Below are 25,652 nucleotides of genomic sequence, written 5' to 3' on the forward strand. Positions count from 1 at the left end.
TTAAAACAAAATCGTCAGCAAATAACATAGAATGGAAGGTATCGCCGCAACAAAGAAAGCGGCCGCCATTTTCATGCGAGATGTACGGCCTTCTTTGGTTTCTGAATGGTAGTTTGCCCGCTGATCGCTTCCGCTTACAGCCAAACCCGATGTAATGATCGCGAGCCCCACTAAAGCGAGAGACGCAACGCCAAAAATCGCTTCATATGAAAGAGCCTGCGGAAAAATGGTGCCAATCATGCTCTCAATCGCAATGAGCAGGATTCCTGCTGTCAGGGCCTTTTTCATGTTTACATCCCCTTTGCTGGTGTTAAACAGCTTGATCCATTCACTCGCCAGCAAGCTGCTTATTTATTTTTATGAATCAGAGCGCATATGGTTCTGTCTTTTCCATTAATATCTTTCAGCACTTCCACTTCCGCCCCCTTAAACGCCTTGAGGATCAGGTCTTTGACCGCCGCTCCCTGTTTCCAGCCGATTTCAAAAACAACAAATACTTTATCCTTCATGACAAGCGGAATGTCTTCCATAAACCGCTTATAAAATTTCAGCCCGTCTCCGCCATCGGTGAGTGCGTGCAGCGGCTCATGAAAACGGACAATTTCCGATAAATCAGCCATTTCTTCCTCTGAAATATATGGCGGGTTTGAGACAATGATATCCGCTTTTTTTCCCGCCTTAATAAAAGGCTCAAGCAGATCGCCCTGATAAAAGCGCACATTCGCTCCAAGTTTTTCTGCATTGGCAGAGGCGACTTGCAGCGCCTCTTTCGAAATATCGACCGCCGACACAGAAAAGCTTTGGTTTTCAAGCGCAAGCGTGACGGCTATTGCGCCGCTCCCTGTACCAACGTCAACAACTTCGAGCTTGCCGTCTTCAGAAAAAACACTCCGATATTTTTCAAGCAAATGAAAGACAACTTCTTCAGTTTCCGGCCGCGGGATCAGCACATCATCATTCACCATAAATTCCCGTCCATAAAAAAACTCTTTTCCTATAATGTATTGAACCGGCACGCCCTCTTTATGCATCTCAACGTGACGCTTAAAGCGATACAGTTCGTCTTCACCAATCGGTTCCTGTAAGCTTGCGAGCAGCTTGCTTCTCTCCATTCCGGTATCATAAAGCAATAGGAGCTCGGCCGCATTTTCTTCTCTTCCCGCTTCGGTTAAATAAGAAGAAGCCCATTTCAGGGCTTCGAATATCGTCTTCATCTTAACCTTCCGACTGCTGAAGCTTGCTTGCCTGATCTTCAACAATCAGCGCTTCAACCACTTCGTCAAGTTTTCCTTCAAGAATCTGATCAAGCTTTTGAATCGTCAAACCGATTCTGTGATCCGTCACACGGTTTTGCGGGAAGTTGTATGTGCGGATACGTTCAGAGCGGTCACCAGATCCGACTGCTGATTTCCGTGTTTGATCATATTCAGCCTGGGCTTCCTGCTGAAATTTATCATAGATTCTGGCACGGAGAACCTTCATTGCTTTTTCTTTGTTCTTAATTTGAGATTTTTCATCCTGGCATGATACAACTACACCTGTCGGCAAGTGAGTCAGACGAACCGCAGACATTGTTGTGTTAACGCTTTGTCCTCCCGGTCCGCTTGAAGCAAACGTATCGACACGGATATCCTTCTCATGGATGTCAACCTCTACCTCTTCTGCCTCAGGAAGACATGCTACTGTTGCAGTGGATGTATGGATGCGTCCGCCTGATTCTGTTTCCGGAACACGCTGTACGCGGTGGGCGCCGTTTTCATATTTGAGTTTAGAATACGCGCCGCTTCCCGTAATCATAAAGATGATCTCTTTGTAGCCGCCTGTTCCGGTTACATTCGCTTCCATGACCTCTGTTTTCCAGCCCTGAAGCTCGGCATAACGGGAATACATTCTGTACAGGTTGCCCGCGAATAAAGCGGCTTCCTCGCCTCCCGCAGCCCCGCGGATCTCCATAATAACGTTTTTGTCATCATTAGGATCTTTCGGGATCAAGAGCACTTTCAGCCGTTCTGACAGTGTTTCCGTTTCCTTCTGAAGTTCAGAAATCTCTTCCTTCACCATGTCGCGCATCTCAGCGTCCAGCTTCTCTTCAAGCATCGCTTTTGCATCAGCCAGCTGTTCTGACGCATCTCTGTATTGTCTATATACGTCAACTGTTTCTTGTATATCAGATTGCTCTTTTGAATATTCTCTTAGCTTTTTCGGATCGTTGACTACTTCTGGATCGCTCAAAAGCTCATTTAATTTCTCGTATCGTTCTTCAATTGATTTTAAACGGTCTAACACGGTCTTCACCTCTGTTTTCCTGTGCGTAACATTCTCATTATAGTATAGTGATTAACCCCAGTCAAAAGCATTTCAATCCCAGCTGGAAAAGCCCCCTCTGCTATACTGGAATTCGAGGAGGGATGATGTTGCTGAAATCCATACATCATATTGCAATCATATGTTCAGATTACGAAAAGTCGAAAGCTTTCTACGTACATAAGCTTGGTTTTCAGGTGATTCAAGAAACGTACCGCGAAGAGCGCGGCTCCTATAAGCTTGATTTGTCGCTTAACGGCTCGTATGTCATTGAGCTGTTCTCGTTTCCCGATCCGCCCGAACGACAAACCCGGCCTGAAGCCGCAGGCCTGCGTCACCTCGCCTTTACAGTCGTCAGCTTGGATAAGGCGGTTCAGGAGCTTCATGAAAAAGGAATCGAAACAGAGCCAATCAGAACAGATCCGCTGACCGGCAAGCGTTTCACCTTCTTTTTTGATCCTGACCAGCTTCCATTAGAACTGTATGAACAATAACAGTTTTTGAAGAAAAAAAGGAGATACCCACTTTCTTTGCCGAATCTTTTCTTGTTTTGTCTAACGGGAAGGGAACCGCATTCTATGGTCGAATACCTAGCTTAAAAGGAGGTATGGGATCATGAATACAAATATGGTAGCAAGTGAACTCGGCGTCTCCGCAAAAACGGTGCAGCGGTGGGTGAAGCAGCTGAATCTTCCGGCCGAACGCAATGAGCTCGGACACTATTCGTTCACGGCAGAAGACGTGAAGGTTCTAAAATCCGTTCAAAAACAAATCTCTGAAGGCACGGCGATTCAGGATATTCATCTGCCGAAAAGCGCTAAAAAGCGCACAGGCTTCCTTGTCCAAAAAACAAGTAGCGACACAGAACGAAGAATCGAGCAGCTTGAACAAAAGCTGGACACCCTTTTACAGCAAAGGCAGGACGAAAGCGAATTGATGGCAAGGATGTCGGAACTGGAACGCCAGCTGAAACAAAAAGCCGATGAAGGTGTATCTTACCAGCTGCTTCAGCACCGCAGAGAAATCGATGATATTCTTGCAGATCTGCAATCACTGACCTCACAAATGAAAGAATTCACCGCTCAGCCGATCCCCGAGACTGCTGCTGCTTCTGAAAAAACCAAAACAAGAAAAAAACCGCTGCTGTCACTGTTCAAATTTCAAACCTAAAGCAAAAAGCTCCCCGTAAAGGGAGCTTTTTTTGTTACGCAGTAAGCGCGATAATGATTGGAAGTGAAATCAATGACAGAATCGCACTGACCACAAACGCAGTTGCAGTTTCTTCTTCTTGTTTCTCGAAACGAGTCGCAATCATGGCTGCAACGGCAGAACCAGGGAATGCAACAAGAAGGATTGCTTTTGTTGTTTGGTCAGCCGGAAGTCCGATAGCAAGAGCAATCAAGAACATTAATGCAGGCTGAACCGCAACTTTTAGTAACGCAATACCGATAGCCGGCATACTGAGTTTAATTTTACGAATACCAACGGTAACACCGACAGCAAAGAGAGCAACACCAGATGTTGTGCTTCCAAGCTGATCAAGCATTTTAACACCCAGCTCAGGAAGAGTGAAATTGAAAACCAGCACTAAGATCATACTGATTAACGGAGCAGCTGCAAGCGGCTCACAAAGACCATGCAGGATTGATTTTCCTGTCATCTTCCAGAAGCTGTCGCCACTCTCTTCGTTTTTCTTAGAAGACTCACCAACAGTAGCGATAATGATCGCGAGCGGATCAAGAATCGCGTTAACCACGATACCTGTGACCGCGATCGGAATCGCAACTTCATTCGCTCCGAATAAGCTTCCCAATACCGGGATACCCATAAATGCGAATGTCGGCTGTGCAGAGTTCAAAGAAAATACAGATGAGTTCGTTAAATCATACTTGAAAATAAATCTGCAAACCAAAAGAATGATGATATAGAAACCAACAATCCCAATAATTAAAGAAATCATTAAAGGTACTTGTGATAAAAATTCACTTCTGGAAGTTGTCAAAATACCAGCGATAAAGTGAGCTGGAAGTGCGTATTTCGTTACTAACGTACTTACCCCTTTTGCCGACTTGGCATCATAACTTCCAAAATGTCCTGCAAACCAACCCAGCACGATAACAAAGAAGATCGGCGCCAGGAGGATTAAGATATCTAAGATGCTCAAAATATTCTCCTCCAAATCCTATGTCCGTATACTTTAGCTTTACAAAAAGCTTTCCCTCGGACAGAAAAATTTACTCGCTAATTATTTCGCGATGACTTTTTTGTATTCAGGTGTCCACATTGCATCAAGTACCGCTTGTTTCACATCTTCAGGCTGACGATTTGCCACGCCATCTTTAATTGCTGCTTCAGCAACGGCAATCGCAACTTGGATAGAAACCTCTTGAAGCTTATCAATGCTTGGAAGCAATCCTGCTCCAGGTGTTTCAAGATCAACCATTTCAGCAATCGCATCAGCAGTTGCAGCAAACATAGCAGGTGTAATGATACGCGCTTCAGCTACAATTGAACCAAGTCCAAGGCCAGGGAACGCGAATGCGTTGTTAGATTGTCCGATTTCATAAGAAACACCGTTGTATTCTACATTGTCAAATGGGCTTCCTGTTGCAATAAGCACTTTTCCGTCAGTCCATTTGAACAGATCTTCAGGAACAGCTTCAGCAAGGTGAGTCGGGTTAGACATCGGCATGATAACCGGACGGTCTACGTGAGATGCCATTTCTTTTACAATTTCCTCTGTGAATGCACCTGAAACCCCAGAAGTACCAATCAAGATCGTTGGTTTCGCTTGACGAACAACTTCATCGAATGGAATTTGACCTTTTTCATCGCGCTTCCAGTCTTTCACTTCATCCGCATTGCGAAGGTAAGGTTTTTGGAAATCAAGGATGCCTTCGATGTCTTCAGTCAGCAAGCCTCTGTAATCAAGTGTGTAGAAACGTTTGTTAGCTTCTTCTTCAGATAATCCGGCTAGCACCATTGTGTCACGGATTTGGTCAGCAATACCGATACCAGCAGAACCAGCACCGAAGATAACAACACGCTGATCTTTAATAGAAGCGCCGGTTTTCTTCATAGCAGCAAGCACACCTGCAAGTGTAATCGCGCCAGTACCTTGAATATCATCATTAAATGTCAGGATTTCATGATTGTATTTTTTCATGATATTGCGTGCATTTTTGTTGCCAAGGTCTTCCCAGTGAAGAAGCGCTTTAGGGAAGAATTTCAATGCAGCTTTTACATAAGCGTCAATGAAAGCTTCGTAGCGTTCACCTTGAACACGTTCATGCTTGTTACCAATATATAAAGGATCGTTTAGAAGTTTTTCGTTGTTCGTACCGACATCAAGCACAACCGGGATAACACGGCTAGGATCAATACCAGCTGCAGCAGTGTAAACAGCCAATTTACCGATTGCGATATTAATACCGCCTACACCCCAGTCACCGATACCGAGAATGCTTTCGGAGTCAGTAGCAACAATAAGATCAATATCGCCTGCTGTCGCATGAAGGTTTTCAAACGCTTTTTCAATACCGTCAATGTTATCGATTGATAAGTAGATTCCTTGAGGTCTTCTATATTCATGGCTGTATTCCTGAATCGCTTCACCAACTGTTGGCGTGTACACAACAGGAAGCATTTCGCGAAGATGGTTTTTCAGCAATTTATAGAAAAGAACTTCGTTACGGTTTGCAAGATCACTTAAGTAAACATTTTGACGAAGGCGGTCAGGCTGCGCTTGGAATTGCTCGTACGCGCGTTGTGCTTGTTGATCAAGAGAAAGTACAGTTGGCGGCAGAAGCCCTTCTAAGCCGAGTTCTTGTCTTTCTTCTAGTGAAAAAGCAACGCCTTTATTTAAAGTAGGAATAGATAAAACTTCTTTTCCTCTAAGAGTTGTTTCTAAGTGGCCTTCTTTCGTTTTTTTTATGTTATTCAAGCAAATCTCCTTCTTTCTTGAAATAGTTAACCAAGTTAAGTAATAACCCATCTAAAATATGACCGATCATGATCTTTATGCGACTTTGTGACAATTATTCGAACAATGTCTCAAAACTATTTACATTACGTAAGCTATTGTATGCCTGTCAAAATCAAAATTCAAGGGAAGAAAATTACTTAATTTTTTAATATACTTATTTAAATTTTTTAATTGAATATTATCAGAATATAAAAAAAACACCGGTGTTTTTAGCCGGTGCATTCTATCTTTATACCCATGTTTTGGACTATTTTTTAGATTTACCTGGGACTTCGTGATGATGTCTGCATCTTGCTTCATATGATTCAGCTGCACCAACCAAAATGACCGGATCATCGTAAGAAGCAGGTTTGCCGTCAATGAGGCGCTGTGTTCTGCTCGCCGGTGATCCGCAAACAGAACAGACGGCTTGCAGCTTTGTCACACTTTCCGCAATCGCCATGATATTCGGGACGACACCGAACGGCTCTCCCCTAAAATCCATATCAAGGCCTGCTGCTATCACACGGTAGCCTTTATCGGCAAGAGATGATAAAACCTCAACAATTTCCTGATCAAAAAACTGCACTTCATCAACCGCAACCACATCTGTACTTTCACTGATGTGATCCCAAATGTCCGCAGCAGACGAAATGGCATAGCTCGTCATCGATGTTCCATTATGGGAGACAACAGCAGCTTCGCTGTATCGGTTATCAATTACAGGCTTAAATACCCTGACTTCCTGCTTGGCATAAGTTGCTCTCTTCACTCTTCTGATCAGCTCTTCAGATTTCCCCGAGAACATGCTGCCGCAAATCAGCTCAAGCCACCCGCTTTGTTTCATTATGTACATAGGCTTCGCTCCCCTCTCTCTGCCAGCTGTGTTTTAGACAATATAAAAAACAGGCAAGACTGCTGCTTGCCTGTTGAGAAATCTATTATTACTTAAGACCGTATTTTTTGTTAAAGCGATCAACACGACCATCAGCAGAAGCGAATTTTTGACGGCCAGTGTAGAATGGGTGGCATTCAGAGCAAATCTCAACGCGTACCTCTTCTTTTACTGAGCCTGTTTCAAATTCATTTCCGCAAGCGCATTTAACTGTTGCTTTTTTGAAATTAGGATGAATTCCTGCTTTCATTGTATCCATCTCCTTCCGCCCTGAATCCCGTGTGGAAACAGAGTTATTATTTCGGAGCATTGTCCGAAACGCATATGAGAAAATTATATCAGTGATTTACTTCTTTTGCAAATACAATTTACCTTCTTGCAGATGATAGATTTGCCTGTTTCCATTCTTGATTGAGAATATCGAAAAATTCCTGGTTTGTTTTGGTTTTTTTCATTTTTCTCATGAACTTTTCTGCGAAATCAGGTGAATCAGACATCGTTTTGCGGATAGACCATAAACGATCAAGATGCTCTTTAGGCACAAGCAGCTCTTCTTTGCGCGTTCCTGAACGGCGGATATCGATGGCAGGGAAGATGCGGCGCTCGGCAAGAGAGCGGTCAAGATGGAGCTCCATGTTGCCTGTTCCCTTGAATTCTTCATAAATGACATCATCCATACGTGAACCTGTATCGACCAGAGCCGTAGCAAGGATGGTTAAGCTGCCGCCCTCTTCGATATTTCTCGCAGCCCCGAAGAAGCGTTTCGGACGGTGGAACGCCGCTGGGTCAATCCCCCCGGAAAGCGTTCTTCCGCTTGGCGGAATCACTAAGTTGTAGGCGCGGGCAAGCCGTGTGATGCTGTCCATCAGGATAATGACGTCTTTTTTGTGTTCCACGAGACGCATCGCACGTTCAAGCACAAGCTCGGCCACTTTGATATGGTTTTCCGGCACTTCATCAAACGTTGAGCTGACGACATCCCCAGCTACAGAGCGCTCGATATCGGTTACTTCCTCAGGTCTTTCGTCAATTAAAAGCACGATCAGCTCTGCTTCAGGCTGGTTCGCTGTAATGCTGTTGGCAATTTCCTTCAGCAGCATCGTTTTTCCGGCTTTCGGCGGCGCAACAATCAATCCGCGCTGCCCAAATCCAACCGGCGCCATCATGTCCATAATTCTTGTAGACAAGAAGTTCGGCTTTGTTTCAAGCACCATTTGACGATCCGGGTAAAGTGGCGTAAGAGCCGGGAAATGCACACGCTCTTTTGCAGATTCGGGATCATCCCCATTTACTGCTTCAACGTGCAAAAGTCCATAGTAACGCTCATTTTCTTTTGGCGGGCGAACCTTGCCAGATACTTTGTCTCCGTTCCGCAAATCGAAACGGCGGATTTGTGAAGCTGAGATGTAAATGTCTTCTGAGCTTGGAGAGTAGTTAATCGGTCTCAGAAAGCCGAAACCTTCAGACTGGATGATCTCAAGAACGCCTTCCATAAACAGCAGATCTTCTTGTTCTGCATTCGCTTTCAGAATGGCGAAAATGAGTTCTTTTTTTGTCAGTTTGCTGTAATAGGAGATTTTATAATGTCTTGCAAGTTCATAAAGCTCTTTCAATTTCATATTTTCCAAAGAGGAAATAGATACGTCTTTCATAAAAACACCACGCTTTTCATAGTCAATATCTTACTCTGAACATGTCATCTGCTGCTTTTGCACAACATCCGCCAAAGCACATTCTTTTTTTAACATAAAGGAACTTCTATCGGTAACACTTCCACCCATGATCGGCGCTTTTGTTAAAAGGATTGTCTTAATGAGTTTTGAAGGAAGCGAGGACAAAAACATGAGAAGATCAATACTTATATCGTCTGTATGCGGTAGAAATTGAAACTTTCCTAGTGCTTAAAAGAAGGTATTACGCAGTAAAATTCGCAGCACTCTTTATTTTTACCTTATTTCAAAAAATTATTCAACTGAAATAAGGTTTTGACACGGAATTGATAGAGTTGACGCTTTTCTGCAAAAGTTAAAGCGGGCTCACACCCGCTTTTTCTGTTTGTTATGGACGGATTACAAGATTTGGTTTCTTTTTCAAGCTGTGTCTGCCGTCAACGAAACGAACAGTGCCCGATTTTGCACGGATAACTAAGCTTTCAGTTGTACCGACAGAGCCTTTGAATTGAACTCCTTTTAACAGCTCGCCGTCAGTAACCCCTGTAGCTGCAAAAATCGCGTCATCACCCTTCACAAGGTCTTCCATGCGAAGGACTTTGCTTAAATCAAGGCCCATTTTGTGACAGCGAGTGATTTCTTCTTCGCTTTGCGGAAGAAGTTTACCAATGATTTCTCCGCCGAGTGCTTTTAGCGCAACAGCGGAAAGCACACCCTCAGGAGCGCCGCCTGATCCGAACAGGATATCAACGCCCGTGTGGTCGAAAGCCGTGTTGATGGCGCCTGCGACATCGCCGTCATTGATCAATTTGATTCTGGCGCCGGCCTCACGAAGCTCGGAAATGATTTTTGCGTGTCTTTCACGGTTTAAAATTGTGGCAACGACGTCCTCAACGTCCTTGTTTTTCGCTTTTGCCACCGCTTTAAGGTTGTCAATGACAGGTGCTTCGATGTCAATGCAGCCCACCGCTTCCGGACCGACTGCGATTTTTTGCATATACATGTCAGGAGCATTCAGAAGCGTGCCATGGTCTGCGACCGCGATAACCGTCAGCGCGTTCCAGCCGCCGCTTGCTAAGATGTTTGTGCCTTCAAGAGGGTCAACTGCGACATCAACGCGAGGGCCGTACCCGTTTCCGAGTTTTTCCCCGATATACAGCATTGGCGCTTCGTCCATTTCCCCTTCACCGATTACAACGGTCCCTTTCATCGGCACTGTATCAAAAACGTCTCTCATTGCACTTGTTGCCGCTTCATCAGCCTCATCTTTTTTTCCCCGGCCCATCCATCTTGCTGATGCCAATGCCGCAGCTTCTGTCACACGTACCAATTCCATTGATAAACTTCTTTCCATTTCAACACGATCTCCTCTCACAAGAAACCATTATGAATTTTGAAGCTGTTCTATTTCTTCGTCAGTCATTCTTTCACGCCAAATTGTCGCTCCAAGCCCCTCAAGCTTCTTCTCAAGGCTGCTGTATCCGCGGTCAATATGCTCCAGTCCCGTAATTTCCGTGACGCCATCAGCCATCAGTCCGGCTACCACCAAGCAGGCTCCGGCACGCAGATCACTTGCCTTCACTTTTGCGCCTTGAAGCTCGACAGGACCTGTGATGATGGCAGATCTGCCTTCTACTTTCATATTGGCACCCATTCGTCTCAGCTCATCAATGTGCTTGAATCTTGCCGAGTAGATGGTGTCTGTGACGACACTCGTCCCTTTCGCCCTTGTCAGGAGCGCCGTCATCGGCTGCTGTAAATCAGTCGGAAACCCCGGGTATACGAGGGTTTTGACGTCAACCGGCTTTAAGTTCTTCTGCCCGCCGACAATGAGAAGCTGGTCGTCGCTTGTTTCGATATGATAGCCCATTTCTCTCAGCTTTGCCGTTAACGACTCTAGATGAGTGGGAATGACGTTATCGATAATGACTTCCTTGCCCATTGCAGCCCCTGCAATCATAAATGTCCCGGCCTCAATTCTGTCCGGAATGATCGTATGCTTGCAGCCGTGCAGTTCCTTCACGCCGTCGATTCGAATCACATTGGTGCCCGCACCTTTGATTTTGGCGCCCATGCTGGTAAGCAATGTCGCGACGTCAATGATCTCAGGCTCCTTGGCAGCGTTTTCGATGATCGTTTTCCCTTCTGCCAAAACAGCGGCGAGCATAATGTTAATCGTTGCCCCAACGCTTACGACATCTAAATAAATCCGTGCGCCTCTCAGCCTTTCAGCTCGCAAATAAATGGCGCCTTGTTCATTGGTTACTTCAGCTCCGAGTGCTTCAAAGCCTTTGATATGCTGATCAATCGGACGGGGCCCTAAGTGACAGCCGCCAGGCAATCCAATGACCGCCTGCTTGAAGCGGCCGAGCATCGCCCCCATTAAATAATATGACGCGCGAAGCTTTTTTACTTTCCCGTTAGGAAGCGGCATGCTGATCATCGACGTAGGGTCAACAACCATTTCCCCATTCTCAAAATGCACGTTGCCGCCGATTTCCTTTAACAGGTCACGCAGCGTTTCAATATCTGAAATCTCTGGAAGCCCTTCAATTGTCACCTCGGAATTTGCCAAAATGGTTGCAGGTATTAACGCAACAGCGCTGTTTTTAGCGCCGCTGATATGTACTGTACCGTTTAACGAGTCACCGCCGGCAATATTCAACTTTTCCATGATAGTCTCCTTCCATAAGAAGATAGCTGCGGAGCTAAATAAAATGTCATTTTATTCTGTCTCTGCAAATAAAGCTCATGTCCAAAATCTAGCCAATTCGAAGAGAAAGAATACAACACATTGTAAAATATCAGGAAGAAAATAGCGAAGCTTTGGGGGGTACAGGTTTCAAAAGATGCACAGAGACCCGCCGGCTCGAGAGACATCGTCGTCATCCGGCAAAAGCAGTACGCATACCCTTCATTCCGATATCAGCTTCTGCAGCCCAATGATTCCTTCTCTGTAAAGCGGCGTCAGCATCTGAAGATCCGCTGTATCAGGTCGGTGAAATACAAAGGCCGCGGCAAACAGGCATAAAGCTGTTTGCCGCCCCTTTCATTATTTGTTCCAGTCTGCCAGGAATTGTTCGATTCCTTTGTCTGTTAACGGGTGTTTAGTGAGCGCATGAATGACTTTCAGCGGCATTGTGCCGATATGAGCCCCTCTAAGAGCAGCTTCTGTCACGTGCTGCGGATGGCGGATTGACGCTGCAATGATTTGCGTGTCAAGGCCGTGAATATCAAAAATCTGTTTAACTTCTGAAATCAGGTCAAGCCCGTTGTGGCCGATGTCATCTAAACGTCCCAGGAATGGAGATACATATGTTGCCCCCGCTCTGGCAGCAAGAAGCGCCTGGTTGGCATTGAAGATCAATGTAACGTTTGTTTTGATGCCTAAGTCAGTAAGTGCTCTTACCGCTTTTAAACCGTCAGACGTCATTGGGATTTTCACCGTAATGTTCGGAGCGATCTTCGCCAGTTCTTTTCCTTCCTCGATCATTTCCTCAGCTTTCAAAGAAATAACCTCTGCGCTTACAGACCCTTTCACGACGTCTGTGATCTCGCGAAGACGGTCGTGGAATGATACGTTAGCTTCCTTTGCTACTAAACTAGGATTCGTCGTTACACCGGCGAGAATTCCTAATTCATTCGCTTCTCTAATTTCATCGATATTGGCTGTATCAACAAAGAATAACATTTTCAAAAAGCCTCCCTGATTAAGAAATTTTCTGAACTGCGAATATGATTGCGCTTTCTAAAGATAGACGGAAAACCGCCTGTCAAGCTGTCAGGCGGCTATAAAAAGTTCCAATTGAATTAAGCTTGGTTTGAAGAACCAAATTCACGCATTTTACCGATAACTGTTTCTTTGATCGCTTCACGAGCTGGTCCAAGGTATTTACGTGGATCGTACTCGTCAGGCTTAGCTGCCAATGTTTCGCGAACAGCTTTTGCAGAAGAAATTTGGTTTTCAGTATTCACGTTGATTTTAGCTGTACCAAGTGAAATTGATTTTTTGATGTCAGCAGTCGGAATTCCAGTACCGCCGTGAAGAACTAGCGGAAGACCAGTTGATTTTCCGATCTCTTCCATTTCTTTGAAGCCAAGGTTTGGCTCACCTTTGTAAGGGCCGTGAACAGAACCTAATGCAGGTGCAAGGCAGTCGATGCCAGTGCGCTCAACAAGCTCTTGGCACTCTTTAGGATCAGCGTAGATTACGCCTTCAGCGATAACGTCATCTTCTTGTCCGCCTACTGTTCCAAGCTCAGCTTCTACAGATACTCCGTGGAAATGAGCAAGCTCAACAACTTTAGCAGTTGTTGCTACGTTTTCTTCAAATGGATGGTGAGAAGCGTCGATCATTACAGATGTGAAACCTGCATGAATCGCTTTCGCACAAGATTCAAAGCTTGAACCATGGTCTAAGTGAATCGCAACAGGAACTGTCACTTTGTACTCTTCCATAAGTGCTTTTACCATAGCAACGACTGTTTTGAAGCCGCCCATGTAGCGTCCCGCACCTTCGGAAACACCAAGGATCACTGGAGATTTTTCTTCTTCAGCTGCTTGTAAAATCGCTTGAGTAAACTCAAGGTTGTTTAAGTTAAATTGTCCTACAGCGTACCCTTTTTCTTTAGCTGTATTCAACATTTCCGTCATAGAAACTAAAGGCATGTCGAATGTCCTCCTTATGTAGCCTGATTGTCTTCTAGCGAAAAAAGCTTTCCACCCTAGCATGACCCATATATTGCTGTCATATGTAAATACTCAGATCGCTTTTTCTCCATAACTAGGATACCAACTTTTCGACAAATCGGCAACATAATGACATGATTCATTTGTTTCTTCTTTTTGTCAGTTAGACTTCAGGGGCAGATATTTTTTGACGGCGTCTCTGATTTCGTCGATGTCAAACGGCTTTGCAAAGTGCGTCAGGGCGCCCAATTCCTTCGATTCCTGGATCATGTCGAGCTCTCCGTATGCCGTCATGATAATGACCCGGATGTTTTCGTCAATGACCTTCATCCGTTTTAAGATTTCGATTCCGTCCATGCCGGGAATTTTCATGTCCAAAAGCACAAGGTCGGGCCGTTCTTTTGTCACAATGTCAAGCGCCTGCAGGCCGTTCGCAGCCTGAAACGTCTGGTAGCCTTCTTTATTGAACACTTCATTTAGCAAAATACGAATGCCGTATTGATCATCAACGATTAAAATTTTTTCATTCATCATTTTACACCCCAATATTATGATTTTCGTCAAAAGTAAGCAGTATTGTATGTATTCTGTTTGATTTTCCTATTTCCTTTAATTATAATAGTCTACTTTACGACATTTTCTGAGCATTTTCTCTTTTGTTGTATACTGATATTGTACGTTATAAAGGAGGATTCACTTATGTTGAAAATATTCACGACGCAGTTAACAGGTATTTTTTCCCGCATTCAGGATAAGGAATCTGACGCGATTGAAGATGGGGCGCGGCTGCTTGCTCAAGCGGTGATCAGCGGGCATTCCATTTATTTATACGGAGCGAATGAGCTTCAGGGCGTCTTTTTTGAGGCCACCGAAAGCAAAGAACCCTTCCCATCTGTCAAAGCCTTTCCAGAAAGCGCTGAGGAAGTGACAGAAAGCGACAGGGTGCTGATGTTTTGCTCAGGGACGGGCACAGCCGAAGAACAGGCCCTCGCAAAAGAGCTTTATGAAAAAGGTGCGGGAGTCGTATGCGTATCGCCCGCAGCCAAAGACAGTGCGGGAATAGAACAGTATTGTGATGTGCATATTGATTCTAAATTAAAAATGCCGCTTGTTCCTGATGAAGAAGGCACCCGTTACGGGTTTCCCTCTTTAATGACTGCACTGTATGTCTATCACGCTTTATCGTTTACACTAAAAGAAATTCTGCAAGAGTATGCATAATATCTTATTGTACATGCTGGAACTTGCCGGAAACAAATAAAAAAGACTTGCCCGCTTTTGACAAACGGCAAGTCTTTTTTATTACTTCTGATTTGCAGCTTCGACAGACGCTCCGATAAAGCCTTTGAATAGAGGCTGAGGTCTTGTCGGTCTTGACTTGAACTCTGGGTGGAACTGAGAAGCCACGAACCAAGGGTGTTCTTTCAGCTCGATGATTTCAACAAGGCGTCCATCAGGGCTTGTGCCTGAGAATACGAAGCCTTGCTCTTCCATTTGCTGTCTGAATTCATTGTTAAACTCATAACGGTGGCGGTGGCGCTCGTACACCACTTCATCCTGATACACTTCAAAGGCTTTCGTGCCTTCTTCAAGCTTACAAGGGTAAAGGCCGAGACGAAGCGTTCCCCCGAGATCCTCCACATCCTTTTGTTCAGGAAGAAGATCAATGATCGGGTATTGAGTTGACGGATCAATTTCCGCTGAGTGAGCGCCTTTTAAGCCCAATACGTTTCGTGCGTATTCAATAGACGCCACCTGCATGCCCAAGCAAATGCCCAAGAACGGAATGTTATTTTCGCGCGCGTATTTTGTCGCGACGATTTTGCCTTCAACACCGCGGTCTCCGAATCCGCCCGGCACAATGATACCGTCTGTTCCGCTTGTGAGTTCTGCGATATTGTTTTCTGTCACTTCTTCCGCGTTGATCCACTTCACTTTTACATCTGTGTCAAACGCATAGCCCGCATGGCGGAGAGACTCGACAACAGAAATGTATGCGTCAGGAAGCTCAACGTATTTGCCGACAAGGCCGATTGTAATCGTTTGAGACAGGTTGCTGACTTTGTTAACAAGCTCTTTCCACTCGGACATTTCCGCTTCTTTGCATGCCAATTTCATGTGCTCGCAAACAAGCTTATCAAGCCCTTGTTTTTGAAGCTCCAGCGGAATGGAGTAAAGGTTGTCCGCATCTTCACATTCAATAACCGCTTTTGTATCGATGTCGCAGAATAGCGCGATTTTATCTTTCATATCTTGAGAAATCGGCATTTCTGTACGAACGACGATGATGTTTGGTTGAATGCCCAAGCTGCGCAATTCTTTTACGCTGTGCTGTGTCGGTTTTGTTTTTAATTCGCCAGCAGCTTTAATGTAAGGTACGAGCGTACAGTGGATGTACATTACGTTTTCACGGCCGATGTCGCTCTTCATTTGGCGGATCGCTTCAAGGAATGGCAGTGATTCGATGTCTCCGACAGTACCGCCGATTTCTGTAATGACAACATCTGCGTTTGTCTCTTTCCCTGCGCGGTAAACACGGTCTTTCAATTCGTTTGTGATGTGCGGAATGACCTGTACGGTTCCGCCAAGGTAATCTCCGCGGCGTTCTTTTTTAAGAACTGTTGAATAGATTTTACCTGTTGTCACGTTGCTGAATTTATTCAGGTTAATGTCGATAAAACGCTCATAGTGACCAAGGTCCAAGTCTGTTTCAGCGCCGTCATCCGTTACGAATACTTCACCGTGCTGGTACGGGCTCATTGTTCCCGGGTCAACGTTGATGTATGGATCGAATTTTTGAATCGTCACGTTCAGTCCGCGGTTTTTCAGCAAACGCCCTAATGAAGCTGCTACAATACCCTTTCCAAGTGAGGATACAACTCCCCCGGTTACAAAAATATATTTCGTCATTTCGTTTGCTCCTCTCTTCGCTCTTAGCTACATTTTTAAAATGTACTATTTTATAAAAAATCATTTAGCCTTTTAAATGATTTATAAGAAAAATGAGGGGTGAAAATAAGAAAGCTCCCTTTCAATTTCTTGAAAGGGAGCATAACGTACTATGTTCTCTCTTCGTTTTTGAAGAGCCCAAAATACATACTACCTAGTTCGACTATGAAAGTCAAGATCGTTTTGAAGATGAAATCTGATACTATTTAATTTCCTCTTCTTCATCATCATAGTCTTCATCATCTTCATCAATAATATCTTCTTCGATCTCAAGATCATCGTCGTCTTCATCAAGATCTTCTTCGTCAAAATCGTCGGCTTCAAGATCGAGTTCTTCCTCAACTTCATCCAAATCAAGGTCGTCTTCGTCGATCTCTTCAAACTCGTCAAGATCAAGATCTTCTTCGACTGCTTTCTTCGCTTTTTTCTTTTTCGCCTTGACTGTCGGCTGAGTTTCTTCATCAAGCTGATCATACGGATACCAGCTGCGAAGCCCCCACGTCTGGTCAGAAAGCGCCAGGAAGCGGCCGTCAATGTTTAAATCTGTATAAAATTGAGCAATGCGGTCTCCAAGCTCTTCTTTTTTCACGCCGAGCAAAGATGCGATTTCATTTAAAAGCTCCTGAAAAGGAACTGGTTTTTTATGTTCTTCAAATAATTCGTGAGCGATTTCAACTAAAGCCATTTCCTTTAGCTCTTCCTGTGAATATTGTTTGATACCCAAGGTCGGACACTCCCTTTCTATTACTTATATGTATCTGTTTTATCAATAATGAAAGCGATTTTGTATCGTTCTTATACAAACCATACCTCTCATTATAAACAAAATAAAACAGAATATGCTACCCTTAACAGCGTTAATTTAAATAATTTTACAAGAGTGATCCGACTGAGAGATGTTTTCCGTTAATCCGCGAGCATTCTGGAGATGACCAGTCTTTGAATTTCTTGAGTGCCTTCATAGATTTGCGTGATTTTTGCATCACGCATATAGCGTTCTACCGGATAATCTTTTGTATAGCCGTAGCCGCCGAAAATCTGCACGGCTTCGGTCGTTACCTTCATCGCCGTATCCCCAGCCATCAGTTTGGACATGGCGGAAGCTTTTCCATATGGAAGGCCCGATGATTCTAACCACGCAGCCTGATAGGTCAATAGCCTTGAAGCTTCTATCATTGTCGCCATATCCGCGAGTTTAAAAGCGATGCCCTGCTGCTCGCCGATCGATTTTCCGAATTGCTTTCGCTCTTTTGCATATTGAAGCGCCGCATCAAGCGCTCCTTGGGCGATGCCTACGGCTTGTGCAGCTATGCCGTTTCTGCCTCCGTCAAGCGTCTTCATCGCGATTTTGAAGCCTTCTCCTTCTTGTCCGAGACGCTTTGATGCGGGCACTACACAATCTTCGAACATGATTTCCGTTGTCGGTGAAGAACGGATGCCCAGCTTCTTTTCTTTCTTGCCTGTAAAAAATCCTTCAAAATCCTTTTCTACTATAAAAGCGGTAATGCCTTTTTTCTTTTTCTCGGGATCGGTGACGGCAAAAACAATGTAAATATCAGCAACGCCGCCGTTTGTGATAAACACTTTGGAACCATTTAATACATAGTCATCGCCGATTCGTTCAGCAGTTGTTTTCATGCTGCCGGCGTCAGAACCAGACCGTGCTTCGGTCAATGCGAATGCGCCGATTTTCTCTCCGAGGGCCAGCTGTGTTAAGTACTCTGTCTTCTGCTCCTCCGTCCCAAAGGCAAACAGCGGCCAGCTGCAAAGAGAGATATGGGCGGAAAGCGTCACACCGGTGGATGCGCACACTTTTGACAGCTCCTCCACCGCGATGACGTAGGCCAAATAGTCACTTCCGATTCCGCCGTAATCTTCAGGCCATGGAATTCCCGTCAGCCCCAGATTTGCCATTTCCCGAAACAGCTCGCGATCGAAGCGTTCTTGTTCGTCCCGTTCTGCCGCTGTCGGGGCCACCTCATGCTTCGCAAAATCGCGCACCAATTTTCGTATCATCTCATGTTCTTCTGATAATGAAAAATTCATTGCTTCTCCCCCATTTTCAGATCAGCGCCTAAAACGGATTGAGCCAGAAGCTCGACGACGTCGTACGTTTTGACTTGGTCTTCGGCTTCCTTCGCCTTTGTGCCGTCCCCAAGCATTGTGAGACAGTACGGACAGCCGGAACTGATCACCGATGGGTTGACTGCGAGCGCTTGCTCTGTCCTGGCGACGTTAATCCTGTTGCCTGTTTCTTCCTCCATCCACATTAATCCCCCGCCAGCTCCACAGCACATGCCGGTTTCCCGGTTTCTCTCCATTTCAACAAGCTGCACGCCCGGAATGGCTTTCAAAATCTCTCTCGGCGGATCATAGACTTCATTGTACCGGCCCAAATAGCACGAATCATGGAAGGTAATCGTCTCATGAAGCGGGTGCTGCGGCTTTAATTTTCCGTTTTTCACAAGCTCGGCCAGCACTTCTGTATGATGATAAACCTCGCCTTCAAATCCGAAATCCGGATATTCATTTTTAAATAAATTGTATGCATGGGGATCGATCGTAACGATTTTTTTGACATCATTTTTTTCAAATTCAGAAATATTCTTCTCAGCCAGCTCTTGGAACAAAAATTCATTTCCGAGGCGGCGCGGCGTGTCTCCTGAATTTTTTTCTTTATTGCCGAGGATCGCGAAGGACACGCCCGCGTGATTGAGCAGCTTGGCAAAGGAAATTGCGATTTTCTGGCTTCTGTTGTCGTAAGACCCCATGGAGCCTACCCAGAAAAGGTACTCAAATTCTTTTCCTTCTTTTTTCATTTCTTTTACAGTCGGAATCTCAGCATCCGGCGCCTCGTCACGCCAATTTTCACGTTCCTTGCGGTTGAGTCCCCACGGATTCCCCTGCCGCTCAATACTTGTCATTGCGCGCTGGGCGTCACTGTCCATTTTTCCTTCTGTCAGTACGAGGTAGCGGCGGAGATCGATGATTTTATCCACGTGCTCATTCATGACCGGGCATTGATCCTCACAGTTCCGGCAAGTGGTGCATGCCCAAATTTCTTCCTCTGTGATGACGTCGCCGATCAAGCTTGGATTGTAATCAAGCGCCGCTGCGGCTTCCTGCGATCCGCTGCCCGCTGACGCCGCAGCCAGCTGATTGCCTCTCGTATGCCGAAACGCTGCTGCGGGCACCCATGGGGAGCGCGAGGTGACGGCAGCGCCTTTTTCCGTGAGATGGTCTCTGAGACGCAAAATCAAGTCCATCGGAGACAGCATTTTTCCGGTGCCTGTTGCAGGACACATATTGGTACAGCGGCCGCACTCGACACACGCGTATAGATCAAGCAGCTGAGACTGTCTGAAATCCTCAATTTTTCCCGCTCCGTAGCTTTCTTTCGTTTCGTCGGTAAAATCAATTTTTTCAAGTTTTCCGGCAGATTCCATTCGATTGAAAAAGACGTTTGCCGGGCCGGCGATTAAATGGGCATGCTTCGACTGAGGCACGTACACTAAAAAGCTAAGCAAAAATAGGAGATGGATCCACCATGCGATATAGAAAATCACCGCCGCGCCTGTTTTCCCGACACCGCTAAGCATAAACGCAATACCTGAGGCAATTGGCTCGCTCCAAGAAAGCCCATGCTCATGCCAAATCAGATTCATCCCGTTCCCAAGCAGAACGGTCAGCATTAATCCTCCGATAAAAATGAGAACGAGTCCGGCTTTGAAACCGCGTTTCAGCCTCACGAGCTTTTCGATATAACGTCTGTAGAATGCCCACCCAACAGCAATTAAAATGAGAAACGTAACAATTTCCTGAAAAAAGGTGAAGGCGGGATAGACCGGGCCAAGCGGCAGATTCCGGCCGGGAGCCAGTCCTTTGATGATAAAGTCAATTGCTCCGAACTGAACCAATATAAATCCGTAGAAAAACATGACGTGAATGATTCCGCTTTTCTTGTCCTTGAGCAGTTTTTTCTGTCCGAATACATTCACCCATATGGCGTGAAGCCGTTCCTTGAACCGTTGATCAAATTGTTCTTTCTGGCCGAGCTTGATGTAGGCCAGTCTCGTTTTGACCAAGTACACAAACAAATAGACAGCGTAAGCGGTTACAATCAGAAATAATAATGCATTTGCGATGAGAAAGCCGCTCATTCCAATTCCCCCTTTTTACTGATAAAGACCGCGATCCCCTACCCCCGAATCTGTATAAGATTATCTTTATGATAAATAATGAATGAGTGTTCAGTCAATAATTAAATTCCTGCTGTTCGGGCACACTACCTTTACTACGGAAAGGAGTGCCGGTATGAAGGTATTTATCGTGATTATGATCATTGTCGTTATTTTCTTTGCCTTGATTCTGCTTGATATCTTCATGGGCCGTGCCGGATACAGAAAAAAGGCGTACGAGCCTATTTTTTCAAAAAAGAAGAGTGACATCGAATTGATCCACTGCGGCGCTGATCTCGTTGAGCGGATGATGAATGATATTCGCCAGGCCGCCTCTTCTGTTCACATGATGTTTTTTATTATGAAAAATGATGAGGTCAGCCACAATATGTATACCTTGCTGAAAACAAAAGCCCAAGCTGGCGTCTCCGTTTATTTGCTTCTGGATTGGGCGGGCTGCCGGGCAATTAAAAAAACGGCGCTGCAGACGATGAAAAATGCCGGCGTCCATGTCCATGTGATGAATCGTCCCCGTTTTCCTTTTTTCTTTTTTCACATGCAAAAACGGAATCACCGGAAGATTACGGTGATAGACGGAAAAATCGGTTATATCGGCGGGTTTAATATCGCCGAAGAATATCTTGGAAAGAAAGCGAAGTTCGGCAATTGGGAGGATTATCATCTGCGCATGATCGGAGAAGGCGTACATGATCTTCAAACGCTTTTTGCTTCTGATCTAAAACGTAATACCGGAATCGTTCTGGGTTCGGATGTTTGGCCAAAGCTTCAGCAAGGGACTATTTCTCACAAGATATATGCGACCGATGGTTATTCCCTTGAAAACATATACTTGGCCAACATTGCCCAAGCGAAGAATCGCCTTACGGTTTGCACGCCTTATTACATTCCATCAAAACCGCTTCAAGAGGCCCTTATTAACGCAAGAAAAAACGGCGTATCCGTGAGAATCATTGTACCGATGAAATCAGACCATCCGCTGGTACGAGAAGCAGCTTTTACGTATTATTCGGAGCTCTTGGATGCCGGCTGCCTTATTTATCGTTATTATCAAGGGTTTTATCATGTAAAAGCCCTCATCATAGACGACCATCTCAGCATTATCGGAACAGCCAACTTCGATAAACGAAGCCTGTTCTTAAATGAAGAGGTGAATGTTGAAATTGATGACGAAGCGTTTACAAGTGAAGTCTATGCCACGATTGAGGAGGATATGAAAAAGTCGGAGCTGCTGACGATGGAGGATTTCAGCAAGCGCACATTCAGGCAGCGCCCGGCGGAATGGCTCGGCAGGGCATTATCTTATTTCTTATAAAGGAGAGTTCCTATGATTTTCAGATTCGGGTTCGTTTCAAATGCGATGAGCCTTTGGGATGCGTCTCCCGCTAAAACATTGACATTCGCGCGGTATTCAAAGCTTTCAAAGACTGAAAGAAAAGAAGCGCTTCTGACTGTGACAAAAGCCAATTTGCGTAATACGATGAGAACCCTTCACTATATCATCGGCCACGGCATTCCTTTGTACCGTTTTTCCAGTTCGATTGTGCCGCTGGCTACGTATCCCGACGTGATGTGGGATTTTGTAACACCGTTTCAAAAAGAGTTTCGGGAGATTGGAGAGCTTGTTAAAACACATCAACTGCGAACAAGCTTTCATCCAAATCAATTCACTCTGTTTACGAGCCCGAAGGAATCCGTCACAAAAAATGCGGTAACCGATATGGCGTATCACTACCGCATGCTTGAGGCCATGGGCATTGCTGATCGCTCCGTTATCAACATTCATATTGGCGGCGCTTACGGAAATAAAGACACCGCCACTGCACAATTTCATCAAAATATAAAACAGCTGCCGCAGGAGATCAAAGAGCGGATGACACTTGAAAATGATGATAAAACATATACAACAGAAGAAACGCTTCAGGTCTGTGAGCAGGAGGATGTTCCGTTTGTCTTTGACTTTCATCATTTTTACGCCAATCCAGACGATCACGCCGACCTGAATGTAGCACTGCCCCGCATGATCAAAACGTGGGAGCGGATCGGCCTTCAGCCAAAGGTTCACTTGTCTTCCCCAAAATCGGAGCAAGCGATACGCAGCCATGCCGATTATGTTGACGCCAACTTTTTGCTGCCGCTGTTGGAACGCTTTAGGCAATGGGGAACGAATATTGATTTCATGATTGAAGCAAAGCAGAAAGACAAGGCGCTTCTCCGCTTGATGGATGAATTAAGCTCCATCCGCGGTGTCAAACGCATCGGGGGCGGTGCGCTGCAATGGAAGTCATAAATGTGCAAAAATAGGTTTACGACTTGTCAGCTTTGGGAACTTAGGCTATATAAGACAACAATCGATGGAGGAGAAAGATCATGAAAAATATCAAGTCTCTGAAAGTAGCCGCACAGGCCTTTACTTTAAGAAATTTGATTCATCTTTATAAAATGTGCCATTCCGGAAGCCACGAGGTTTATATTTATTCAAAGAAAACGATGTGCAAAATCAAAAGCTTAATTGAGCTTGAAACGTTCCGCATGGCTCATAATGAAAAGGAATATCTAATCGTAGTTGAAGGAACAAAAGCATCACAGCTCATTGAAAAATTCCAAAATCTCATCGAGCCTGCTGAGAGAGAAGCGCTCTAACTTACATACAAAAAAGGATAGACATCTGTCTATCCTTTTTCTTATGCTCTTACATAATGGAGCTGAACCGCTTGTCCAAATTGTTTTGTCCCATTTAACCGCAGTTTTGTTTCATTTGTTAGTTCGTGAAACAGCGGGATGCCGCTTCCTAAAACGACGGGAAAACAGTGATGATGAATTCGTCGATGGCATCTTCTTTCATAAAGGCATTCACCAGCTCTGCCCCGCCAGCTATCCAGATGTTTGGGCCTTTTTCCTGTTTCAAACGGGCAGTGAAGGCTCTGGCTCCCTCATTGATAAACGTCACATGTTCATCTTGATAACTGTCGGGCGATCCTGTAAAAACATAGCAGGTTTTATCCTGATACGGGAAAACCGGTGTTAGCACTTTAACGTGCTCATATGTGCTCCGCCCTAAAATGACTGTATCAACAGTCTGATAAAAATCACTGTAGCCGTTGTCACCTTCACCTTCAAATTCATCCAGCCAATCGATGCTTCCATCTTCTTTTGCGATCATCCCGTCCAATGAAACAGCAATGTACAGCACAGTTTTTCTTTCCATGTTCTCCTCCTATCGATGCACCATTTGCCCGAATTGCGCTTGATGCAGCCTGCTGTATAGGCCTCCGGCTTCGATCAGGTCTTGATGACGGCCTTGTTCTTCAATACCGTTGTTTGTGACGACTACAATTCTGTCCGCGTCTTTGATCGTTGCCAGCCTGTGGGCGATGACAAGCGTCGTGCGCCCCTCAGACAACTCTTGAAGCGCCTTTTGGATCGCCGCTTCCGTCTCTGTATCAAGGGCTGAGGTGGCTTCGTCGAGAATCAAGATCGACGGATTTTTCAAGAACATCCTTGCAATTGACAGACGCTGTTTTTGCCCGCCGGAAAGCTTCACGCCGCGTTCGCCAATCATAGTATCCAATCCATCGGGCATGTTATGGACGAGCTCTTCCAGATGCGCCTGCTTCACAGCTTGCCAAATGTCTTCTTCTGATGCGCCTAATCGGCCGTAGGCGATATTTTCTCTAAGCGTGCCCGAGAATAAGAAAACATCCTGCTGCACGACGCCAATCTGCCCGCGCAACGAAGAAAGCGTCATGTCTTTTATACTGATGCCGTCAATCGTAATGTCGCCCTCCGACGCTTCATAAAAACGCGGAAGCAGACTGCAAAGCGTTGATTTCCCCGCACCTGATGGACCAACGAACGCCACCGTTTCCCCCGCTTGAATGGATAGGTTGATGTCATTGAGGACATTGTGATGGCCATCATAGCCAAACGAAACATGTTTATAGCGGATATTGCCCTTCAGGCCGGAAACATCTTTCGCATCAGGCGAGTCCTGAATATCCGGCTCTGTCTCCATGAGCTCCATATAGCTTTTGAAACCCGCGATCCCCCTCGGATACATTTCGATAATGGCATTAATTTTGTCAATAGGCCTGAACAGCACATTCGTCAGGAGCACAAACGCCACAAATTCCCCGTACGATAAGGAGCCGCGAATGACAAACCACGTCCCGCACAAAAGGACAAACAGCGTGACAAACCGGGTCAGCATATAGCTGATTGAACCGTTTTTTGCCATGATTTTGTAGGAAGAAAGCTTTGTGACACGAAAACGCTGGTTGTTGACGGCGAAGCGTTCTTTTTCAAATGCTTCATTTCCGAACGCCTGCACAAGCCGGATGCCGCCGATGTTATTTTCTACACGCGCGCTGAAGTCTCCGATATCCTTGTTCAGCGTGGTAAATGCTTTGGTCATTTTTTTGTTGAAATAAAGTGCTAGCCAAATGACGATCGGCATAATGATAAACGTTAATAAAGCAAGCTGCCAGTTAATAAACAGCATCACTCCGAACGCCCCGAGAATGGTCATGACCGCAATGAATAAGTCTTCCGGACCGTGATGGGCGACTTCACCGATATACATTAAATCGTTCGTGAGCTTCGACATCAGCGTTCCCGTCTTGTTGTTGTCGTAAAATTTGAACGAGAGCTTTTGCAAATGGTCAAAAAGCGACTTTCTCATATCAGTCTCAATATTGATACCAAGCATGTGTCCCCAGTAGGTCACGATATACTGAAGAGCCGAGCTGAGCGCGTACACCGCAAATAACCCGATTGAGGTCGCGATGATCAGTCCCCAGTCCCTGCCCGGCAGCAAGGTATCAATAAAATAATTGACGATCAAAGGAAAACTCAGCTCCATTAAACCTCCCGCGATCGCTGAGAAAAAGTCGAGAAAGAACAACGTTTTATATGGTTTATAATATGAAAAAAATTGCCGCAGCACCCTATCTTCCCCCAATGTATAAATAACTGATAATATTTCT

General features: G+C 45.2%; 25 protein-coding genes and 1 pseudogene. 6 read left to right on the forward strand and 20 right to left on the reverse strand.

Going from position 1 to position 25,652, the window contains the following annotated elements; translation table 11 throughout:
• The 3 genes from NSQ83_RS19505 to prfA are packed head-to-tail and all read right to left on the reverse strand — an operon-like array spanning position 1 to position 2,286.
• Entirely contained in the window at positions 1–288 is a 288-nt protein-coding gene (locus NSQ83_RS19505) for a DUF5316 family protein (protein ID WP_038429779.1), read from the reverse strand.
• Between the two features lie 59 nt (positions 289–347).
• Positions 348–1,214: a peptide chain release factor N(5)-glutamine methyltransferase gene (gene prmC, locus NSQ83_RS19510; RefSeq protein ID WP_003227647.1), complete on the reverse strand. Its 867-nt coding sequence runs from the start codon at positions 1,212–1,214 to the stop codon at positions 348–350.
• Position 1,215: 1 nt separating this feature from the next.
• Positions 1,216–2,286, reverse strand: coding sequence for a peptide chain release factor 1 (prfA, locus tag NSQ83_RS19515; protein ID WP_003227645.1), 1,071 nt, complete (start codon positions 2,284–2,286; stop codon positions 1,216–1,218).
• A 125-nt stretch (positions 2,287–2,411) separates the two neighbouring features.
• Here prfA and NSQ83_RS19520 point away from each other — a divergent pair, with 125 nt between their 5' ends.
• Together NSQ83_RS19520 and racA are read left to right on the forward strand one after the other, a co-directional pair.
• Positions 2,412–2,798, forward strand: a complete 387-nt coding sequence (locus NSQ83_RS19520; protein WP_015251008.1) for a VOC family protein — start codon at positions 2,412–2,414, stop codon at positions 2,796–2,798.
• Positions 2,799–2,919: 121 nt separating this feature from the next.
• Complete coding sequence (racA, locus tag NSQ83_RS19525; RefSeq protein ID WP_015251007.1) at positions 2,920–3,474, forward strand: chromosome-anchoring protein RacA; 555 nt, start codon at positions 2,920–2,922, stop codon at positions 3,472–3,474.
• A gap of 34 nt (positions 3,475–3,508) precedes the next feature.
• Here the strand turns inward: racA and NSQ83_RS19530 are convergent, their stop codons facing one another.
• From NSQ83_RS19530 to spo0F, 11 genes are all read right to left on the reverse strand, one after another.
• On the reverse strand, positions 3,509–4,468 hold the full coding sequence (locus NSQ83_RS19530) for an AEC family transporter (protein ID WP_003242497.1): 960 nt from the start codon (positions 4,466–4,468) through the stop codon (positions 3,509–3,511).
• 81 nt (positions 4,469–4,549) lie between these two features.
• Positions 4,550–6,247 (reverse strand): oxaloacetate-decarboxylating malate dehydrogenase, encoded by a 1,698-nt coding sequence (gene malS / locus NSQ83_RS19535; RefSeq protein WP_003244309.1) that lies wholly within the window; start codon positions 6,245–6,247, stop codon positions 4,550–4,552.
• A 289-nt stretch (positions 6,248–6,536) separates the two neighbouring features.
• Positions 6,537–7,124: a thymidine kinase gene (locus NSQ83_RS19540; protein ID WP_003243018.1), complete on the reverse strand. Its 588-nt coding sequence runs from the start codon at positions 7,122–7,124 to the stop codon at positions 6,537–6,539.
• An 88-nt stretch (positions 7,125–7,212) separates the two neighbouring features.
• The gene (gene rpmE, locus NSQ83_RS19545; protein WP_003151132.1) at positions 7,213–7,413 is read right to left on the reverse strand and encodes a 50S ribosomal protein L31; all 201 of its coding nucleotides are present in this window, start codon (positions 7,411–7,413) and stop codon (positions 7,213–7,215) included.
• 118 nt (positions 7,414–7,531) lie between these two features.
• Entirely contained in the window at positions 7,532–8,815 is a 1,284-nt protein-coding gene (gene rho, locus NSQ83_RS19550; protein ID WP_003221939.1) for a transcription termination factor Rho, read from the reverse strand.
• Between the two features lie 30 nt (positions 8,816–8,845).
• Positions 8,846–9,007: a hypothetical protein gene (locus tag NSQ83_RS19555; RefSeq protein ID WP_003227632.1), complete on the reverse strand. Its 162-nt coding sequence runs from the start codon at positions 9,005–9,007 to the stop codon at positions 8,846–8,848.
• Between the two features lie 214 nt (positions 9,008–9,221).
• Positions 9,222–10,187 carry a class II fructose-bisphosphatase gene (gene glpX / locus NSQ83_RS19560; RefSeq protein ID WP_003242962.1) on the reverse strand — a complete coding sequence of 322 codons (966 nt, stop codon included), beginning with the start codon at positions 10,185–10,187 and terminating at the stop codon, positions 9,222–9,224.
• A 30-nt stretch (positions 10,188–10,217) separates the two neighbouring features.
• Positions 10,218–11,507 (reverse strand): UDP-N-acetylglucosamine 1-carboxyvinyltransferase, encoded by a 1,290-nt coding sequence (locus tag NSQ83_RS19565; RefSeq protein WP_003227628.1) that lies wholly within the window; start codon positions 11,505–11,507, stop codon positions 10,218–10,220.
• A 378-nt stretch (positions 11,508–11,885) separates the two neighbouring features.
• Positions 11,886–12,524: a fructose-6-phosphate aldolase gene (gene fsa / locus NSQ83_RS19570; protein ID WP_003227626.1), complete on the reverse strand. Its 639-nt coding sequence runs from the start codon at positions 12,522–12,524 to the stop codon at positions 11,886–11,888.
• A 119-nt stretch (positions 12,525–12,643) separates the two neighbouring features.
• Entirely contained in the window at positions 12,644–13,501 is an 858-nt protein-coding gene (locus NSQ83_RS19575; protein WP_003243339.1) for a class II fructose-bisphosphate aldolase, read from the reverse strand.
• A gap of 180 nt (positions 13,502–13,681) precedes the next feature.
• Positions 13,682–14,056 (reverse strand): sporulation initiation phosphotransferase Spo0F, encoded by a 375-nt coding sequence (gene spo0F / locus NSQ83_RS19580; RefSeq protein ID WP_003227621.1) that lies wholly within the window; start codon positions 14,054–14,056, stop codon positions 13,682–13,684.
• A 165-nt stretch (positions 14,057–14,221) separates the two neighbouring features.
• On the opposite strand from spo0F, the gene NSQ83_RS19585 reads away from it, so the two are divergent.
• The gene (locus tag NSQ83_RS19585) at positions 14,222–14,743 is read left to right on the forward strand and encodes a DUF2529 domain-containing protein (protein ID WP_181217509.1); all 522 of its coding nucleotides are present in this window, start codon (positions 14,222–14,224) and stop codon (positions 14,741–14,743) included.
• A gap of 81 nt (positions 14,744–14,824) precedes the next feature.
• On the opposite strand, the gene pyrG is transcribed toward NSQ83_RS19585, so the two are convergent.
• From pyrG to NSQ83_RS19605, 4 genes are all read right to left on the reverse strand, one after another.
• Entirely contained in the window at positions 14,825–16,432 is a 1,608-nt protein-coding gene (pyrG, locus tag NSQ83_RS19590; protein ID WP_217024055.1) for a CTP synthase (glutamine hydrolyzing), read from the reverse strand.
• 241 nt (positions 16,433–16,673) lie between these two features.
• Entirely contained in the window at positions 16,674–17,195 is a 522-nt protein-coding gene (rpoE, locus tag NSQ83_RS19595) for a DNA-directed RNA polymerase subunit delta (protein ID WP_003243661.1), read from the reverse strand.
• Between the two features lie 182 nt (positions 17,196–17,377).
• Entirely contained in the window at positions 17,378–18,517 is a 1,140-nt protein-coding gene (gene acdA, locus NSQ83_RS19600; RefSeq protein ID WP_217024053.1) for an acyl-CoA dehydrogenase AcdA, read from the reverse strand.
• Positions 18,514–20,631, reverse strand: a complete 2,118-nt coding sequence (locus tag NSQ83_RS19605; RefSeq protein ID WP_029318706.1) for a heterodisulfide reductase-related iron-sulfur binding cluster — start codon at positions 20,629–20,631, stop codon at positions 18,514–18,516. The genes acdA and NSQ83_RS19605 overlap by 4 nt, the downstream gene beginning before the upstream one ends.
• Positions 20,632–20,785: 154 nt before the next feature.
• Here NSQ83_RS19605 and cls point away from each other — a divergent pair, with 154 nt between their 5' ends.
• From cls to NSQ83_RS19620, 3 genes are all read left to right on the forward strand, one after another.
• The gene (gene cls / locus NSQ83_RS19610; protein WP_339238775.1) at positions 20,786–21,982 is read left to right on the forward strand and encodes a cardiolipin synthase; all 1,197 of its coding nucleotides are present in this window, start codon (positions 20,786–20,788) and stop codon (positions 21,980–21,982) included.
• A 12-nt stretch (positions 21,983–21,994) separates the two neighbouring features.
• Complete coding sequence (gene uvsE, locus NSQ83_RS19615; RefSeq protein ID WP_198878429.1) at positions 21,995–22,957, forward strand: UV DNA damage repair endonuclease UvsE; 963 nt, start codon at positions 21,995–21,997, stop codon at positions 22,955–22,957.
• 80 nt (positions 22,958–23,037) lie between these two features.
• The gene (locus tag NSQ83_RS19620; protein ID WP_003227597.1) at positions 23,038–23,310 is read left to right on the forward strand and encodes a hypothetical protein; all 273 of its coding nucleotides are present in this window, start codon (positions 23,038–23,040) and stop codon (positions 23,308–23,310) included.
• A 41-nt stretch (positions 23,311–23,351) separates the two neighbouring features.
• Here the strand turns inward: NSQ83_RS19620 and NSQ83_RS19625 are convergent.
• Positions 23,352–23,875, reverse strand: a pseudogene (locus NSQ83_RS19625) (dihydrofolate reductase family protein).
• A gap of 9 nt (positions 23,876–23,884) precedes the next feature.
• The gene (locus tag NSQ83_RS19630; RefSeq protein ID WP_042975468.1) at positions 23,885–25,612 is read right to left on the reverse strand and encodes an ABC transporter ATP-binding protein; all 1,728 of its coding nucleotides are present in this window, start codon (positions 25,610–25,612) and stop codon (positions 23,885–23,887) included.
• Positions 25,613–25,652 lie beyond the last annotated feature (40 nt).

Source organism: Bacillus sp. PS217 (assembly GCF_037963535.1).
GTDB classification, from domain to species: domain Bacteria; phylum Bacillota; class Bacilli; order Bacillales; family Bacillaceae; genus Bacillus; species Bacillus subtilis.

Excerpts from the sequence above, each read along its gene's own strand:
- glpX (WP_003242962.1), bottom strand. The coding sequence starts at position 10,187 with ATGGAAAGAAGTTTATCAATGGAATTGGTACGTGTGACAGAAGCTGCG.
- acdA (WP_217024053.1), bottom strand. The coding sequence starts at position 18,517 with ATGAATTTTTCATTATCAGAAGAACATGAGATGATACGAAAATTGGTG.
- racA (WP_015251007.1), top strand. The coding sequence starts at position 2,920 with ATGAATACAAATATGGTAGCAAGTGAACTCGGCGTCTCCGCAAAAACG.
- NSQ83_RS19565 (WP_003227628.1), bottom strand. The coding sequence starts at position 11,507 with ATGGAAAAGTTGAATATTGCCGGCGGTGACTCGTTAAACGGTACAGTA.
- NSQ83_RS19505 (WP_038429779.1), bottom strand. The coding sequence starts at position 288 with ATGAAAAAGGCCCTGACAGCAGGAATCCTGCTCATTGCGATTGAGAGC.
- pyrG (WP_217024055.1), bottom strand. The coding sequence starts at position 16,432 with ATGACGAAATATATTTTTGTAACCGGGGGAGTTGTATCCTCACTTGGA.
- NSQ83_RS19575 (WP_003243339.1), bottom strand. The coding sequence starts at position 13,501 with ATGCCTTTAGTTTCTATGACGGAAATGTTGAATACAGCTAAAGAAAAA.
- NSQ83_RS19585 (WP_181217509.1), top strand. The coding sequence starts at position 14,222 with ATGTTGAAAATATTCACGACGCAGTTAACAGGTATTTTTTCCCGCATT.
- NSQ83_RS19540 (WP_003243018.1), bottom strand. The coding sequence starts at position 7,124 with ATGTACATAATGAAACAAAGCGGGTGGCTTGAGCTGATTTGCGGCAGC.
- spo0F (WP_003227621.1), bottom strand. The coding sequence starts at position 14,056 with ATGATGAATGAAAAAATTTTAATCGTTGATGATCAATACGGCATTCGT.
- NSQ83_RS19555 (WP_003227632.1), bottom strand. The coding sequence starts at position 9,007 with ATGTTTTTGTCCTCGCTTCCTTCAAAACTCATTAAGACAATCCTTTTA.
- fsa (WP_003227626.1), bottom strand. The coding sequence starts at position 12,524 with ATGTTATTCTTTGTTGATACAGCCAATATCGATGAAATTAGAGAAGCG.
- prmC (WP_003227647.1), bottom strand. The coding sequence starts at position 1,214 with ATGAAGACGATATTCGAAGCCCTGAAATGGGCTTCTTCTTATTTAACC.
- uvsE (WP_198878429.1), top strand. The coding sequence starts at position 21,995 with ATGATTTTCAGATTCGGGTTCGTTTCAAATGCGATGAGCCTTTGGGAT.
- NSQ83_RS19520 (WP_015251008.1), top strand. The coding sequence starts at position 2,412 with ATGTTGCTGAAATCCATACATCATATTGCAATCATATGTTCAGATTAC.
- rpmE (WP_003151132.1), bottom strand. The coding sequence starts at position 7,413 with ATGAAAGCAGGAATTCATCCTAATTTCAAAAAAGCAACAGTTAAATGC.
- NSQ83_RS19620 (WP_003227597.1), top strand. The coding sequence starts at position 23,038 with ATGAAAAATATCAAGTCTCTGAAAGTAGCCGCACAGGCCTTTACTTTA.
- NSQ83_RS19605 (WP_029318706.1), bottom strand. The coding sequence starts at position 20,631 with ATGAGCGGCTTTCTCATCGCAAATGCATTATTATTTCTGATTGTAACC.
- rho (WP_003221939.1), bottom strand. The coding sequence starts at position 8,815 with ATGAAAGACGTATCTATTTCCTCTTTGGAAAATATGAAATTGAAAGAG.
- cls (WP_339238775.1), top strand. The coding sequence starts at position 20,786 with ATGAAGGTATTTATCGTGATTATGATCATTGTCGTTATTTTCTTTGCC.